This is a genomic window from Sphingobacterium sp. UBA5639 (assembly GCF_002421245.1).
GTDB classification, from domain to species: domain Bacteria; phylum Bacteroidota; class Bacteroidia; order Sphingobacteriales; family Sphingobacteriaceae; genus Sphingobacterium; species Sphingobacterium multivorum.
Map to the genome: position 1 here is coordinate 189,195 of NZ_DIJR01000031.1, position 16,820 is coordinate 206,014.

The 16,820-nt window shown below is 40.9% G+C and carries 10 protein-coding genes; 4 read left to right on the forward strand and 6 right to left on the reverse strand.

Annotated elements, in window-relative coordinates; genetic code table 11:
* The first annotated feature begins 3 nt into the window (after positions 1 to 3).
* Complete coding sequence (locus B4Z90_RS20345) at positions 4 to 1,551, forward strand: SusD/RagB family nutrient-binding outer membrane lipoprotein (RefSeq protein WP_070564825.1); 1,548 nt, start codon at positions 4 to 6, stop codon at positions 1,549 to 1,551.
* 100 nt (positions 1,552 to 1,651) lie between these two features.
* Entirely contained in the window at positions 1,652 to 2,077 is a 426-nt protein-coding gene (locus B4Z90_RS20350; RefSeq protein WP_046673933.1) for a tetratricopeptide repeat protein, read from the forward strand.
* 10 nt (positions 2,078 to 2,087) lie between these two features.
* On the opposite strand, the gene B4Z90_RS20355 is transcribed toward B4Z90_RS20350, so the two are convergent.
* A complete protein-coding gene (locus tag B4Z90_RS20355; protein WP_070564822.1) occupies positions 2,088 to 2,963 on the reverse strand; it encodes a glycerophosphodiester phosphodiesterase family protein in 876 nt (291 codons plus the stop codon).
* Positions 2,964 to 3,247: 284 nt separating this feature from the next.
* Here B4Z90_RS20355 and B4Z90_RS20360 point away from each other — a divergent pair, with 284 nt between their 5' ends.
* Positions 3,248 to 5,578, forward strand: coding sequence for a TonB-dependent receptor (locus tag B4Z90_RS20360; RefSeq protein WP_286803174.1), 2,331 nt, complete (start codon positions 3,248 to 3,250; stop codon positions 5,576 to 5,578).
* 1 nt (position 5,579) lies between these two features.
* Positions 5,580 to 6,761 (forward strand): PepSY-associated TM helix domain-containing protein, encoded by a 1,182-nt coding sequence (locus B4Z90_RS20365; RefSeq protein WP_286803176.1) that lies wholly within the window; start codon positions 5,580 to 5,582, stop codon positions 6,759 to 6,761.
* A 338-nt stretch (positions 6,762 to 7,099) separates the two neighbouring features.
* On the opposite strand, the gene B4Z90_RS20370 is transcribed toward B4Z90_RS20365, so the two are convergent.
* From B4Z90_RS20370 to B4Z90_RS20390, 5 genes are all read right to left on the reverse strand, one after another.
* Positions 7,100 to 8,584 carry a RagB/SusD family nutrient uptake outer membrane protein gene (locus B4Z90_RS20370; protein ID WP_286803177.1) on the reverse strand — a complete coding sequence of 495 codons (1,485 nt, stop codon included), beginning with the start codon at positions 8,582 to 8,584 and terminating at the stop codon, positions 7,100 to 7,102.
* 36 nt (positions 8,585 to 8,620) lie between these two features.
* Positions 8,621 to 11,218, reverse strand: coding sequence for a SusC/RagA family TonB-linked outer membrane protein (locus B4Z90_RS20375; RefSeq protein ID WP_286803179.1), 2,598 nt, complete (start codon positions 11,216 to 11,218; stop codon positions 8,621 to 8,623).
* A 103-nt stretch (positions 11,219 to 11,321) separates the two neighbouring features.
* The gene (locus B4Z90_RS20380) at positions 11,322 to 12,047 is read right to left on the reverse strand and encodes a LytR/AlgR family response regulator transcription factor (protein ID WP_286803182.1); all 726 of its coding nucleotides are present in this window, start codon (positions 12,045 to 12,047) and stop codon (positions 11,322 to 11,324) included.
* Between the two features lie 76 nt (positions 12,048 to 12,123).
* Positions 12,124 to 13,443, reverse strand: a complete 1,320-nt coding sequence (locus tag B4Z90_RS20385) for a RagB/SusD family nutrient uptake outer membrane protein (RefSeq protein WP_286803185.1) — start codon at positions 13,441 to 13,443, stop codon at positions 12,124 to 12,126.
* Positions 13,444 to 13,462: 19 nt separating this feature from the next.
* The gene (locus B4Z90_RS20390; protein ID WP_286803187.1) at positions 13,463 to 16,801 is read right to left on the reverse strand and encodes a SusC/RagA family TonB-linked outer membrane protein; all 3,339 of its coding nucleotides are present in this window, start codon (positions 16,799 to 16,801) and stop codon (positions 13,463 to 13,465) included.
* Between the last annotated feature and the right edge of the window lie 19 nt (positions 16,802 to 16,820).

Below are 16,820 nucleotides of genomic sequence, written 5' to 3' on the forward strand. Positions count from 1 at the left end.
CAGATGAAAATATCAAACATACTACATACTTCATTCATTGGCCTATCGCTTATTGCTACTTCGTGCTCCAAATCCACATTTAGCGATATCAATACAGATCCAAATCGACCTGCTTCTGTCACAACGCCAACAATTCTAGTGACAGCCGAGAAACAGCTAGTCAGTGCATTACGAAGTGAAGAGGTAAGCCTACGTGGTGCTCAATTATTTGCTCAGTATTTCAGTCAGAACATCTATACAGACCAATCTCGTTATCAAATACCAACAAGCTATTCAGACAACTATTGGACTGCGACCTACAAATCACTTAACAATTTAAATGAAATTATTAAGCTAAATACCAATGAATCCACTAAAGCGATTGCATCGGCAGGAACAGCAGGTACAAATACCAATCAGATTGCGATAGCAAGAATACTCAAGGCTTACGCTTTTCAGTCGCTAACAGATGTTTTTGGTGATATCCCATATGAATCTTATGGCAATAAAGATGCAGATTTTGAAGCTCTGCAGCAGGACCCGGATAACCTGACGCCGAAATATGCTAGTCAAGAGAAAATATACAAAGATATTCTCAATGAATTACAGCAGGCAGCTGATACACTAGCAAAGTATCCAACAGCCACGACTTTCGGAACAGCTGATATTATTTATAAAGGATCAAATACTAACTGGGCAAAATTCGCCAATTCGCTACGTCTACGTGTTGCGAATCGAATCAAAGGTAAAGATGCAGCTTTGGCAACGACACATATCGCCGATGCCATCAAAAAAGGTATATTCACCTCCAACAATGATAATGCGATATTTAAATACTCCAAAACATCACCAAATGAAGCACCATTGTTTAGAGCTACGGTAACTGCCAACAGAAAAGATTTTGCAATTTCTAATGTGATTGTTGAGACTTTACAGGGCAGCCGCGGTCCCTTTAAAATTGCCGATCCACGTCTGTCAAAATTTGCCAAACCGACAAGCTCAGGAAATATTTACTACGGCCAACCCTATGGTCTCCCCCTAGCAGCAGGCAATCTATTTCCTGTAGACAAAATATCATTGCCTAGTGACATTATCAACGCTGCAGATTATGGGGAAGTACTTATGGAATATGCGGAAGTAGCCTTTATTTTAGCGGAAAACAATAACTGGGATCAATCAAATTACGAAAAGGGTGTTCGGGCATCTCTTGAAAAATGGTCCGTGTCTTCTGATGAAGTAGCAACCTATTTGAGTAAACTTCCTGCTGCGAATAAGGAAAATGTGCTTTCTCAAAAGTACTTAGCACTTTTCAACCAAAGCATCGAATCTTGGTCCGAAATCAGAAGAACAGGGTATCCGTTATTCCTAATCAAAAAAGGTGATATTACATGGACCGGAACAGTAGAAGGCAAACCTGTCACATATACTTTCACTCCTGAGGTAGGCAGCACAATCCCAAGCCGTTTGGTGTATCCATTAAAAGAACAAAGTACCAATAAGACGAATTATCAAACTGCACTTTCACGACAAGGAGATGATGTAATCAGCACCAAATTATGGTGGAATAAATAAACTTCGGTATTTCAATCAGTTCACACCTGAAGCTTAGGCTTCAGGTGTTTTTTTATTATTATTTCTTATCTTCGTATAGCACTCTAAAGAATAAAATGCTATGGACGATCAAACATTAGACAGAATAGACCAACTTAGCGAGGAAGGAAACATCCAATGTGATGAAGGCAACTATCAGGAAGCAATTCGGGTGTGGACCGAAGCGCTTGATCTAGTCCCTAGTCCACAAAATGTTCATGCGGAAAGCCTCTGGCTCGAAGCTTCCATTGGAGATGCCTTTTTCTTAATGGACGATTTTCGCAATGCACTCTCCCATTTTGAAAAGGCAAAACAGAACATTATCGAAAATGCCTATGAAAACCCTTTTATCATGCTGCGCTTAGGACAGTGCTATTTGGAAGACAATAATAGCGAGTCTGCCCAGGAATATCTTCTCCGCGCCTATATGATGGAAGGAAGAGACATTTTTGACGATGAATCACCTAAGTATCTTAAATTTTTAGATGACAATATCGATTTGGATTGATAATAATTCGTCAAAACGAATCGATTACTTCGCCAACTTCCATAGGAAGATCAGACTCAAGAATGGAGGCTCCTTCCGCAAATATGGCCTTATACTTCTCGGCACGTTCTGCCTTTGTCTTCAATTTATCGTAGGTAGGTGCTGCTGAAATCATGCACATCACACCCTTTCTGTTGAAAAATTGATACATCGCCTGATTGGAATCCTTTAGTTCTGGCCCGATATAGACAATCATACGGTCGTAGGGTAATCCAGCGGATTTAAACTTCTCCAATGCAGCTTGATCTTTGATATGCATGGACATATACTGTTCTGGATTCTGCGCCAAATAAAACGCTGCCTGTTCAGTATTATGTACCGTAACCCACACCCAACTGTAGGCATTGTATTTTTTTAGTATTGCTGCTGTAGCCGCCAATGGTAAGTCTTTTTTATCTAAGTTGAGGATAGTTTTACCCTTTGCCCATTTAATAACTTCATCAAGTGTGTTAATACCATAGTTGGTCACATTTCCAGCCTGATCCTTTAGCTTCAGTTTACGCAATTCATCCCAGGTATGGTCTGCTATTTTTCCTTTTCCATTTGTGGTTCGATCCAATGTCGCATCATGCATCAAAATAGCAACACTATCCTTGGTATAACGCGGATCGATTTCAAAAATAGCCGTTGTTTTTTGCAGCACGGCCTCAAATGCCGCAATCGAATTTTCTGGAAGCCCAGCCTCAATCGTTCCCCGATGACCACTGACAATTTTTTTGTCGCTAGCATAGGTAAAATAATCTCGCATCGCCTGTGGAGAAGCAAACGCGAGTGAGTGGATTTTTTGTCCGACGACGATTGAGTACGACGAAACAAAAAGAAAAAAAGCAAAAAATGTTCTTCTCATGAATTTATAATTACGTTAAAATCTCTAAGCCTGCGACACACAAAAAACAGTATGCTAAATTAATCATCCAAGATCAATAAATCTTTAATAAAGCATTCAATTCGTGTAAACCCCTGCCCGTAAACATTTGCTTACCAATTCATATGCATCAAGTGCGACAAAATGAACTTGAAAATCACGACCTAACATCTATAAAAATCAAAAAAATAACGTATAGCTGTCGGCACAATGATAAAATAAACTATATTTGCGCATTAATTTATATTTAATCTAAATAAATTACCATGAAAAATAGAACATGCTATACAATGTTCAGCAGTGGAATACTTTTGCTTTTAAGCGCTCAACTCAATGCACAAGAATTATCCCTAATTGTCAAGGACAGTGACAATAAACCATTAAGTCAAGCGAATATCAAAGTTGACGGAAAAAACGTCGGCTATTCTAATCAACTTGGACAATTCATTTTTGCCAAAAGACCGTTGAATAATCCCATTCAATTGCGTGTGTCTTATACAGGCTTTTCAACGGTTGAAAAAATGGTTAATTTAGATACCGTTCAACAGCCCCTGTTATTTCAGCTCAATTCTACTCAACTTTTAGATGAAATTATCGTAACAGCTGGACGTAAAGCGGAAAACATTTCAACTGTTCCTTCTTCAGTTTCTATTTTAACCACAAAAGAAATCGAAGCTCAAAGTCAGATAAGCACCAATCTTTCCACAATTTTGGGTAATACCATCCCGGGCTTGGGAACCTCAACCAACAAAGCGACCAATTCTGGACAAACACTGCGTGGGCGATCTGTACTGGTGTTGATCGATGGAATTCCGCAATCTACACCTTTGATGAATGGACAACGTGATCTCCGGACCATTGACCCGAGTGTCATCGAGCGCGTGGAGGTTATCAAAGGTGCCACATCCATCTATGGAAATGGATCGGCAGGCGGGATTATCAATTACATTACACGCAATCCCTCCAAAGACGCTGCAGCTATCCAAGGAATCACCAGTCTACGAACAACATTCAATCCCGTACACAGCGCCGGCACCATGGGATATCGCATAGGACAAACCTTGTACGGACAAAAAAACAGATGGAATTATACCGTTAGCGGTTCGGCCGATTACGTTGGCTTGCAGCGCGATGGCGACGGAGTTCCCCTTGGTCAGACAGACGGTCTTTCGAACAACTATCAATACAATGCATTTTTAAAGGCCGGATACCGTATCGATAGTAGTTCCAATATTACAGCAGTGTACAACTTCTACAGAAGTAACCAACACAACAGATACATCAGCCAAACAGGTGTATATGGTCAAACGCCAACGATAGGCGTAAAAGGCGATGATCCAGGTAAACCTGCCGGAACTCCGTATAACCACAATGCCATGTTGACCTATACTAAAAGTAATCTATTCGCTTCGACATCCTTAACTGCTTCTGCATACTACAATACATTTCGATCCATGAACCGTTATGTTGAGAAAGCCTCTGCATGGTACGGTCCGGGACAAACACAGATCAACTCGGAGAAAAAAGGCCTACGCGTTAACCTAAACACACCTTTCCAGGTATTGGGTTCCAATGCGGATATCACCTATGGTGTGGATTTATTAAATGATGTTACGGATCAAAATCTGACCGATGGCAGGGTCTATATTCCCTATATGAATATGTTAAACGTTGCTCCATACGCCCAGGTAAAAATTGATTTCCTAGAAAACTTAATCTTTAAAGGCGGTGTACGTTATGAAAATGCAACAGTCAAAATAAAGGATTTCAATACCATCGCTACAGGTCCCAACAACGAAGGAAGTATTGCTGTAAAAGGAGGCAATATCCCCTACAAAGGAGCGACCTTCAATGCAGGTTTGCGTTACAACAAATTCGCGATCTTTAATCCCTTCGTGAGTTTCTCTCAAGGTTTCGCGATCAATGAACTTGGCCGTATTGTACGTCGGGCAACAGATAATGATTTAGATAGCCTAAAAACTGATCCTATTATCACCAATAATTACGAAATCGGATTCTCAAGCAATTACAGCATTTTCCAGCTATCAGCATCTTATTACTACAGTACTTCAAAAATGGGTGTTGAACTGGTGGACATTGGCGGTTACCTGATGCCACAACGTCTTCCAGAAGATGTGTATGGTTACGAAATTGCATTAAGCGCTCATATTTCGCCTCAATTGACCATCGGTGGAACCTATGCCTATGTGGAAGGAAAGTCAAAAAAGGACGATGGATCAAAATCCTACCTCAATGGTTCACGGATCTCGCCAGACAAAGCAACGGGATACATCTATTACACGCCAATCAAACCCTTAACCTTTCAGCTTTTTTGGGTACATACCGGGTCCCGGGATCGCTTTCTTCCAAACGATAAAGGCGTCTACAAAAACAGTGAAGGCCCCGTTAAAACTGTTGACCTATTTAACTTAAATGGAAATTACCAAGTAAACAAACAATGGTCTATCGGTATGGGTGTAGAAAACTTATTCAATAAAAACTATTACCCTGTTGTCAGTCAATATCGTGCCTTAAATGAAGAATACGTCAAAGGACAAGGTATGTTGGCCTCATTTAACATCAATTATAAATTTTAATATGTTTAAGACCGTCATTCTTTGGTTGCATAAATGGCTCGGAATCATCACCGGAGTTGTGGTATTCATCCTAAGCCTGACGGGCAGCATATACACCTTTCAGGATGAGCTCAAGCTCTGGGCTTATCCTGAAAAATATTTTATCTCCGATACAACCATCCACTCAAAAACTCCACTACCATTAAGCACACTTCTTGACAGCTCACAGAAAAGCCTCAAAAAAAATCAAAAAATCACGCGGGTTGATCTCTATCCTTCGAAGAATCGTACCTGGGTATTTCGTGCCATAAAAACGGACGAAAAAGCATTTGGCCATTGGAATTATTACCGCTATTACAAACGAGTTTTCATCAATCCATATACTGGCCAGGTACAGCAAGTAGAGAATTCAAAAACAGAGTTCTTTCAGTTAGTGCTTCAGCTTCACCTAAACCTCCTCTTGGGCAAGCAATATGGCCACCCTATCGTCGCCTGGTCAACGGTCATTTTTGTCCTTATCTTACTTAGTGGTATTGTTCTTTGGTGGCCAAAAAAATGGAAGGGCAAGAATCTCAAGCGCAGTTTTTGGTTAGATACCAAAGTCAAATGGAAGCGACTGAACCACGACCTCCACAATGTCATCGGATTTTACAGTTTATTTATCGGATTGATTTTTGCCATTACGGGACTCGCTTTTGCTTTTCCGGATTTTAAAAAGACCTATAGCGCAACATTCAATTTATTGCAGTCGCCAACAGCTTCTTCCACACGTAGCTCCCCTATACCCTTGCCCGCTGTGGAAAAGAAATTTCAGGACAATGCGCTGCGGTATGCCTTGACAAATTATCCGGATGCTGAAATGATGTCGATCCGACTAAAAAAAGAGACCGAAACAGCAATGGATATACAGGTGAGACATCATGAAAAACGAAGTGGTGTATTTGACTGGCTTTATTATAATAAAGAAGAAAACAGTCTTACAGCAGTCAAATCCAGCAACGAATTGCAGTATGGGGATAAGCTCGGTGCACTTAACTATGATATTCATACCGGTGCCATCGGTGGACTCACAACAAAAATTATCGCTTGCCTTGCCAGTCTCTTTTGTGCTTCCTTGCCCATCACCGGATACATCATCTGGATGAACAAAAGCAAAAAGAAGAAAAAGAAAGGTTATCAACATAATGTTAATAAGTACTGTTAATAACTGTATTTTTCTTTTAAACAGGTTTTCAACAGCGTTATTAACATAATGTGGAAAACTAACCCTCACCCTATTTACCGACGCAATCTCTTGTCCAAATTTACAGGAACACGATAAGCCAGCTGAAAAAACAACATACAAGAGAAAAAAGATGACAACCTTTAAATCGAGAAGAGCCCAACGCGCAGCAGGGCCAACAGGGCGACACTAAAAAAAGGAAGCATTCTTCAACATAAGGAACCACAATATACAGCCTAAGAAGAAGGGCGAGCGGGAAAAAAGAAAATCCGATGCACAGGGTACACCGGATTTCTTCAATAATAAACCAACAACTAACTTTACAGATTCGGGTTCCGCACAGTCTCTTCGTATGGGATAGCAAACAAATAATAAGGGCTATTTTCCACAAAATTAGATCCATTAGGAAACTTAATAACCCGGTGCCCCTGCCCGTTCATTAGCTTCGGTTTGCCATCTGCACCCACAATTTGGACTTGAATAGGCTTGCCGTCTGCATCAACATAAGATTTTCGTGCAACCTTTCCTTGTGTCCGAAGAATATCCGACAGGGCAAATCCTTCCCCCCAAAGCTCTTTTCGTCTTTCAATCAGGATCGCTGCAATTAATTGATCCGTATCATTTCCTGAAAACAGCTTTGCATTCCTCGCTGCACGCAGCTTATTCAAGGCTGCTACTGCTTTATCTTTTTCACCAGCCCGTGCGTACCCCTCGGCAGCGATCAAAACCATTTCCGAAGCACGCATATACACAATGTCACCGATCAAATTCGATTTAAACTTAAACTTCTTATACCGTAGAAAGCCCTCCCGACCGGGTAAATTATCCCATTCAAATAAAGCGTAACGCACATCACTGGTATCGAATAAATCTTTAAAATAAGGATCGGCCATAAAACTATAGTAATAAGATCCAGCTGACGAAACATCCAAATAATGAAATGTATAACTTGCCACATTTTGCTCGTTAGTCTGCTGATGCCCCCAAATCCACTCGCTATTTCCAAGATCATTAAAACCCGCCTGATAATCTGACGGAGTCATTAAATTATACTTCTGAGCTGCTTTTTCAGCATACGCTGCGGCCAGTTTCCATTCGCCAACCTGCAGATAAGTCCGAGCGAGCAAACCATAAACAACCTCTGCATTGATTTCGTATTTATCCGCTCGACCAGCAGAAGCCAACAAGCTTTCACTGTCTTTGAGATCTTTCAAGATAAGTTCATACACTTCTGCCTGTGTTGACCTTGATTTTCCTTCAGTCGATAGTGTACTGGGTTCGGTATAAATCGGAACAGATTTCGCATTTTTGTCCTTGAGGTAACTAAACTGATAAAATGTGGCCAGATTTAAGTAGGAAAATGCACGTAATGCTTTAGCTCTTCCCTTTAACACATTTTTAGTTTCAGTAGAGCCTTCGGCCCCATCTACCTTTGCAATGACATTGTTCATGTTATCGATCACCTTATACAACATAATCCAAAAAGAATTGACACGATTTGATCGATTATTTGTCAATTCGGTAAAGGCATAAGCATCACGATAGCCATATTTGGTGGTCACCGCCACATCACTTCCCATCGCATCACTAGTACGCATTACCGCTGTATATCCCGGATTAGCATAGGTAAAATAGGTATCATTTAAATACTTCCAGGTACCGTTGATCACCGTAGCAACATTGTCGGTGTTTTTAAAAACTTCACCTTCAGGCACTGCGGTCGTCGGATCCAGCTCAAGCGCATCCTTACATGATGCATTTACTAGGGAGAGCGCCAATATGATATATACAATTTTTAGTTTCATGATTTTCATTTAAATTCTCAGATTAACAATAAGGCATTAAAAAACAAGCTGAATACCACCAGAGATTGTTCGCATTGCCGGATAGCGAAAATAGGTCGCCCCATTCACCGTCTGTTCTGGATCCATTCCTTGATGACCATAAAATGTCAATAGATTTTCGGCTGTTGCAAAGACGCGAAGTTTTTCTACACCTATCCGCTTCAATAAATCCGAAGGTAATCGATAACCTAAACTTACATTTTTAAGGCGTGCATAAGTGCCACTGTAAAGAAAGCGTGTGGACGAAGAAGTCCAATTCAAGTTATCAGTTGTCAATTTAGGCACATCGGTCTGCGTATGCTCACGCGTCCAGCGCTCGAGGATCTCCTTTGACCAAGCGCGTCCTGGATTATTACCGCTATGCATAAGCTGAATATAATCGTTATCTAATATCTGTCCACCCAAACTAAAACTCAATAAAGCAGACAAATCAAAATTTTTGTAGGTGAAACTGTTTTGAATCCCGCCGACAAGATCTGGCAATGAAGTTCCGGCAATAAAATTACCGGCCTTACTGTATTCCGAAGTTTTTTCACCTGTTTTATTACCGTCCTTATCAGCAGTATACCATTGCGGCAGACCGTTATCTGGATTTACTCCAGCCCATTCCGGCAGATAAAAATCATAGATACTTCCACCTACACGCAGGAGTTTATTACCCGTGATGATCGGTTTATTGTCTTTTGGCAAAGCTGTAATCTTGTTTTTGTAATGCGAAAGATTGACGTCTAAATTCCATTTAAAATTTTCATTTCGAACCGGGACAGTACGAATATCCACGTCGACACCTGTATTTTTCAGCGCTCCTATATTTGCATCATAGCCTGTATATCCTGTTGAATAAGCCATCGGCATTGTAAATAGCAAATCTTTACTTCGACGGTTAAAGTACTCCACGCTTAACGACACCCGGTTCTCAAAAGCGGATACGTCAACCCCCACATTCAAATTAAGGTTCGACTCCCATTTTAGATCCGGCGTAGCCAGCCTGCCGGTATACGTCCCGCCTTTACCCAAACTATTTGCAATGGTATAAAGTCCTTTATAAGCATAATAGGTTCCCAGATTATCGTTTCCTTGTCCACCATAACTCGCTCTGACGGTTAACTGATTAACCGTTGTATTATCCTTCAGAAAATCCTCCTGCTTCAGTTTCCATGAGCCGCCCACAGACCAGAATGTACCCCAACGTTTATCCGGCGAAAACCGAGATGATCCATCTGTCCGTAAGGAAGTTGAAAAATAGTATTTGTTATCATAGTTATACTCCGCTCTTCCCAAAAAGCTCAGTAACCTATAATCAACACTGGATCCTGTAAAATTATTAAGTTGAGATGCAGCAGCAGGTTCGTCAAAATAAGGAAGTACAAACTGTTGTCTGCTACCATTTATATTACTGCTGTTAAAATCATAGTATTCCTGTCCGGCCAATACATTGAGGGAATGCAAACCAAACTGCTTTTCATAGGTCAGCAAATTATTCCAGGTCTGTGCGACCGTACGTACGTTTGAACGATACACATACCCCCCGGTGTTCACACCATCGCCCAACAATGGATTAGTGTAGTCGTGCGTATTTCCATTGAGATAATCAAGACTATAAGTCGACTTAAACTTTAAGTTTTTAGAAAACAACACTTCCAGATAGGTTCGTGCAGATAGGTTTTCGCGGCGGATATCATTTCGATCCAAAGGAAGAGATGCTGCCAGATTATTATGTGGAGTCGCACCACTTGGACGATATTCTCCAAAATCGTAAATCTTGTTTCCGGCTCCATCAAGGACATATGAGCCATCCGCATTCCGCTCATAGTACGGATAAAAAGACGGGACCAGTCTCGTAAAATTTATAATATTAGCCGTATTACTGTCTTCAGACTGCGAGTATTTTTGTTGTGTACTGCTACCACCTATATTCAGGCCTACATTTAACCAAGACTTGACTTTACTGTCAATATTTGCACGCAGATTATAGCGTTTAAAGCCCGATTCAATTGCAATTCCTTGATCATTGAGATAACCTCCTGAAATGTAGTAGGTACTCTTTGCACTACCACCGCTAAATCCGAGGTCTGCCTGTGTACGCACCCCAGTACGTTGCAATACGTCGGTCCATGGATCATTCCAAAGCGTTTTTGCTCCAGCAACCAATTTACCATCTACGCCGACCGGCTGTGGGTATTGACTGCCGTAAGGATTAATATTTAAATCTGTCAATACGGTCTTACTTGCATTGGACGCCGCTTGCTCTGCCGTAAGGCCATTTGATAGGTTTTTATTTCTTAAAGCTTCCCAATAGAGTTGAAAATATTCATCGGTCGACACCTGATCATAGTCACGAACTGCACGTGTTGAATAGCCCTGTGTAAAATTGAGATTAATCTTGGTGTTATCGGAAGTCACACCCGACTTTGTGGTAATGATAATCACCCCATTTGCCCCTCTGGAACCATAAAGTGCACTTGATGCTGCATCTTTTAAAACAGAGATGGACTGAATGTCATTCGGATTGATGGAGTTAATATCTCCTGCATAGGGACTACCATCCAACACGATCAAAGGTGCACTGGAGGCATTAATGGAGCCGATACCCATTGAATTACTAGATTTTAAGAACTAAAAACAAAAAACACTAATATTCAGCTATTTAATTTATAAATATGTATAGAAAAATATTTTTTCGTTAGCTAATTCACCATTATTGATCAAGCCATTTTTGAAACTTCGGGGACCGTTCCTCACTAACAATGACGACAATTCCTTCTGGGGTTGAAGGCATTAGCTCTAACTTGATTCGATTTCGACTAATCTTTAACATGGACTGGATGGCATCTATCCGAACAAGGAATTTCCTATTGATCTGAAAGAAAACTGTTGGATCCACCTGTGAAAGGAGATGTGTGATGGTATCTTCAATAATATATGCAATTCCCGATCCTTTTTCTACGGCATACAGCTCTTTGTCTTCTGCCATAAAATAGGCGATATCAGCAATGGCCAGCGACTTTAAAAAATTACCGTATTTCACTAGGAAGCGCTGTTTGAGCCGAGGTTCTACGTTGGGTAGTAGCGGTTCGATACGTTTCATGATCTCCGCCAACTCGTCGCTATCGAAAGGCTTTAACAGATAGGCATAACCCTTATTTTGGAAGGCCTCCAATGCATATTGTTCGTAAGCAGTCGTAAAAATCAGTGGCACATCGATCGATACCTGTTTAAAAATTTCAAAGCTCAGCCCATCCATCAGGTGGATATCCATAAAAATCAGATCGAATTGATTTCTATTGATCGTCGTCACCGCTTCCTGAACCTCTTTTGCATTGGTAAAGATCAGTTCGCTTTCTCCATAGAGCGCAGTCAACATTTCCTTTAAGCCTACAAAAGCCCAGTCTTCGTCTTCGACAATCAGTATTTTCCATCCCATGGGTTGAATGTAATAAAAAATCCATTTCCCCAAAAAAAGAAAATGGATTAATATATATAGGATAAAAAAAAATCGATTATTTTAACAGATCGGGATTATTATTGATTGCCTCCTGTGGATAACGAATCACATAACGTGGATCGTTCTGCTGCAGGGTTACCGTCCTACCGAAACTACTGTGTGTGATCGCCGGTCTTGTCGTCCGTTTTAGATCATACCAGCGTAATCCCTCTAGCGCCAGTTCACGCTTGCGTTCCAGCAGAACCGCATCTAGCAATTGCTCCTTTGACAAACCTGCGTCGGCCTTCGTTTCTTTGGCATAGGCATCTGCGGTAAATCTGTTTTTCTTTAAAGCAGACAGATATTTTAATGCTTCTGCTGTATTTCCCAGGCGAACATAACATTCGGCCATCGTCAAATAAAGATCAGCATTTCTAAAACTCACGTTAAAACGGTTGTCTCCACCTTTGAGAGATACATAATCGCCCCCACTTTTTTGGAAGTAACGACCTTTTCTCAAATCGCCTGCTAAATAACTGTCTAATAAGGCCGGTGAAATAAAGGAACTTGTACGTACTCCAGGAACAGATACTTTTTCCAAAGCCATAATCATCTCTGCGGATTCAAAATCATTCGGAAGTAGGCTTCCAGCAACATTGAGATCAACCAATTTGTCATTTATAGCCAAAGCTTTTTTAGCGGCATCAATTGCTTCCTGCCACTCACCGCGGTATAAATGAACGCGTGAGGCCATTGCAAAAGCAGCGCGTTTGCTAAAGCGATAATTAACACCTTTTGCCTGATCATCGACAGTCAGTAACGCTGTCCCTTTTTCCATGTCAGTTAGGATCTGCATATAAGACTCTCCAATGGTCGCGGGAACAAAACGTTGTTCCAGGTCAATCTTTGTCGATAAAGGAACACCCCGAAGCCCTGCATTACTCGCCGAATAGACCTCACTGTAAAGATTTAACAACTCAAAATGAGCGTAAGCCCTCATTAGGTAAGCTTCCCCTTTAATCTGATCTACCGTGGCATTACTTCCTAATTTGTCATCAATGGTACTGATAATTTGATTGGCATAAAAAATACTGTTGTAAAATGCCAAATAAGGATAAGCAATTGTTGTCGCATCAGGATTTTGATCGTTCCAAAGATAGATATCTTTGGTTCTAGCGGCATCGGTCGAACTTTCATCCAACAATAGTTCATCCGTACGCAAAGACAAATAGGACTTATGTGTAGGGAATCCCAGGTAACTGCTTGTCATCAGTCCTCTAAAATCACTTTCCGTGGCAGGGATGACCGTCCCAACGGGTTGTATATCTAAATATTTATTGCAGGAAGACAATGCACTCGCTGTCATGATCATTCCAAAATAAATTATTTTCTTCATGTTATAAATCAATTAAAAATTAAAAACTTGCGGAAAGACCAAAGGCAAACGATTTACTGATTGGCTGCGCATAATAATCGCCATAAGTTTCGGGATCAAAATACCCATCGTAATTTGTTCCAAAAACAAACAGGTTACGTCCTTCTACATTCACGCGTAGATTGCTTGTACCAATCTTTTTACTTAGTGCAGCCGGTAAGGTGTAGCCTAAACGAATGCTATTGATGCGGATATAACTCATTTTCTTTGCCCAAATATCATATTGTTTAAACGAATTAATTGGGTCGTTGCTTTCCATCCAGGCATAGGCCATCCAGCGTTCGTTTAATTCAGAATTGATACTTCCCAATGCTGGTAAAGCGGCTTTACCCTGCAAGGCCATCAACAGATCCTTCGTATAATTCTGTCCACGATCTACTTTGGCAGGATTGTAAGTTGGCGTACGACTCGCCCAGCGTTCTAAATTAAATACCGCAGAGATAGCCAAATCAAATTGTCCATAACGAAAACGATTGGTCATCCCGCCAATGAATTTAGGATCTTTACTACCAGCATATTTAAACTTGGAACGATAAGTTGCCGCCGACATATCTGTCTGAGAAGTATATCCTGGCAAGAAATCAGCCCAAGGATCGTAGAGCCCATAAAACTCTTCCATACTCGCAACAGAACCATCCTGGTTTCTAAACTGCATCACACCATCTTTGTCCAAACCAGCAGTTTCCAATACATATAAACCATTAATTGGTCGACCAGCCTGAGATTCTGGCGCATAAGCCGTTGGATTGTTGATTACTTTCAATAATTTATTATTGTTGTGTGCAATATTGAAGTCCGTTGACCAAGAAAACTTATCTGTCTGAATCTGACGGCTTGAAATCGTCAACTCAATACCTTGATTACGTGCTGAAGCCCAGTTAACCTGCACATTCTGAAAACCATTTTCCAAAGGCAGTGCACTATATGCGATGAGATCTGTACTTTTTCTGTTATAATAGTCGACTGTAATGTTTAATCGATTTTTCCATAACCCCAAATCAATTCCGGCATTATAGGATTGAGTACGTTCCCAACGTAATTTATCATTGGCAGGCATATCAACAACCACAGACCCCTCAGTGTTACCGGGAAGAAGCGTGGTATTACCATATTTACCGACAATAAAAGGATAGGTATTACGGTCCACATTCCCTTGGATACCGTAAGAAGCACGTACACGAAGATCAGACAAGGCTGTTTTTCCTTTGATAAACTCTTCTTCTAGCACATTCCACGATCCTGAAAGTGACCAAATTGGTAAAAATCGATATTTTGGATCCACACCAAACATGTTTGAACCATCGTAACGAATACTTCCATACACATTATACTTACGATCCAGTGTATATGTTGCGTTACCATAAAAAGAAGCATATGAGTTCTCGATAAATGCTTTTTTATATTGCACAAACCTAGAATCATTTTGATAGGTACTATTTGGAAAAATAATCGTCTGGGTAGTCAATGTTGCTGGATTATAACCAAACCCCTTCGTAGTCACCATTGTATTTTTGCTTCTTCGTAACTCCGTCCCTCCCATTACTTCCAATTCATGGCGATCGTTCCACGTTTTATTGTACTTGAGGTAAGTTTTCCAATTGTATTGGAAAATACTATTATGGGTATTTTCCACCGTCCCGCCTACAGGTAAGAAATATTTATTTGTCTTACTGGCAGCATCATAATAGCGCGTACCGGCACGTAATTTACGTGTATTATAGCTTTCCTGATCCGCAAATTTCTCCGATCCGTTCTCGTCAAATTGCAAGCCGAATTCGGTTCGTAATGATAGTTGTGGCAGGATGGTGTACTCCAAATAGCTAATCGCCTTAAGTCCTTTATTCGTAAATGTATATTTGGTATTTTCTCGTTCTTCAACCGCATTAAAAGGAATATAAGTATCGCCCTCAAACCCTTCAATATCGGGATCATAGTTATACTTTCCTGACTGATCATAGACCGACAGATAAGGATTAACCGAACGCACATAATAACTTGGGTTTGTAAAAGCATCGCGATCCTGAATTGGATTTTGTCGGTTTGAAACCGTCCCCATTAGATTAATACCTGCTTTAAATCGATCATTAATATTAAAATCGTTATTTAATGTCAATGTATAGCGGCGTAGATCTACACCTTTCGTAGCTCCTTTTTCATCGTACAAACCACTGGACAAATAATAGCGATGTCCGTCATTACCACCCGAAATAGATGCAGAATACTGCTGATTCAGCGCCTGACGATAAAGTTCTTTCCCCCAGTCTGTTTGTTGTGAACGCAATTGATTGATTGACTGCTGCACGTCCGGCGACAAAGCCGCTAAACCACCCGAACGATAAGCATCCAGTGCATCTGCTTTGTTTAGTATCCGCATAATCGCACCTTTGTTCGTACGATAATTTAGATCCGTGCGGTTTGCCATCAATAACTCAAAGTCAACCTTCTCGTCAGCATTCATCAGATTGAGATTGTTGTAATCTGGGCGTTCGGTCACAAAGGTATTTGCTGAGACCTGCAATTTTGCGGGACCAGATTTACCTCTTTTTGTGGTAATCACAATGACCCCATTTGCTGCCCGGGCACCATAAATCGATGTTGCCGCTGCATCTTTTAATACTGTAATATCGGCGATATCATCAGGATTGATACCCGCAATAGGAAGATTTGTCAAGCTATTGAGGTTGTCCTTATCAATTCGATTAGGCATTTCAGTTCCCTCAATGGGCAAACCATCAATTACCCATAATGGATCTTGTGTTCCATTGAGTGATACTGTACCACGGATACGAATCTGAGGAGCACTATTGGGGCCGCCACTAAAATTACTCAGTTGCAAACCTGCGACCTGACCGGCCAACATTTCGTCGATCGATGAAACTCCTGTTTGTTTGATATCAGCGACATTGATTTTATTGTAAGCCGTCGTATTCTTACGTTTTTTGATATCCGTATAACCTGTTACGATCACCTCATCCAAAGATTCACCACTTGGCTGAAGCAAGATTGTCTTATGATCCTGAAATACCGGCACCTGAATACGCTGGTACCCGACATAGCTAATCGTTACATATTTTAAATTACTAGGCACTTTTAAGCGAAATTCTCCAGCCGCATCGGTCAATGAACCCAATGCCGACTGCTGCACCTGATTAGGTACACCGATATCTTCTGCTACTGCCGAACTTTCAACGACAACTGTCGCCCCCACGACAGGTTTTAGCGTGACCGCATCCAGAACCTTTCCTTTCAATTCTCTGGATTCCTGCGCATGCGCAACGTGCACACACATGAAGGTCAACGGTATTAAAAACTTATTCATTTTGGTAGATGTTAATATA

Coding starts and splice junctions, on each gene's coding strand:
- B4Z90_RS20345 (WP_070564825.1), top strand. CDS start 4: ATGAAAATATCAAACATACTACATACTTCATTCATTGGCCTATCGCTT.
- B4Z90_RS20350 (WP_046673933.1), top strand. CDS start 1,652: ATGGACGATCAAACATTAGACAGAATAGACCAACTTAGCGAGGAAGGA.
- B4Z90_RS20355 (WP_070564822.1), bottom strand. CDS start 2,963: ATGAGAAGAACATTTTTTGCTTTTTTTCTTTTTGTTTCGTCGTACTCA.
- B4Z90_RS20360 (WP_286803174.1), top strand. CDS start 3,248: ATGAAAAATAGAACATGCTATACAATGTTCAGCAGTGGAATACTTTTG.
- B4Z90_RS20365 (WP_286803176.1), top strand. CDS start 5,580: ATGTTTAAGACCGTCATTCTTTGGTTGCATAAATGGCTCGGAATCATC.
- B4Z90_RS20370 (WP_286803177.1), bottom strand. CDS start 8,584: ATGAAACTAAAAATTGTATATATCATATTGGCGCTCTCCCTAGTAAAT.
- B4Z90_RS20375 (WP_286803179.1), bottom strand. CDS start 11,218: ATGGGTATCGGCTCCATTAATGCCTCCAGTGCACCTTTGATCGTGTTG.
- B4Z90_RS20380 (WP_286803182.1), bottom strand. CDS start 12,047: ATGGGATGGAAAATACTGATTGTCGAAGACGAAGACTGGGCTTTTGTA.
- B4Z90_RS20385 (WP_286803185.1), bottom strand. CDS start 13,443: ATGAAGAAAATAATTTATTTTGGAATGATCATGACAGCGAGTGCATTG.
- B4Z90_RS20390 (WP_286803187.1), bottom strand. CDS start 16,801: ATGAATAAGTTTTTAATACCGTTGACCTTCATGTGTGTGCACGTTGCG.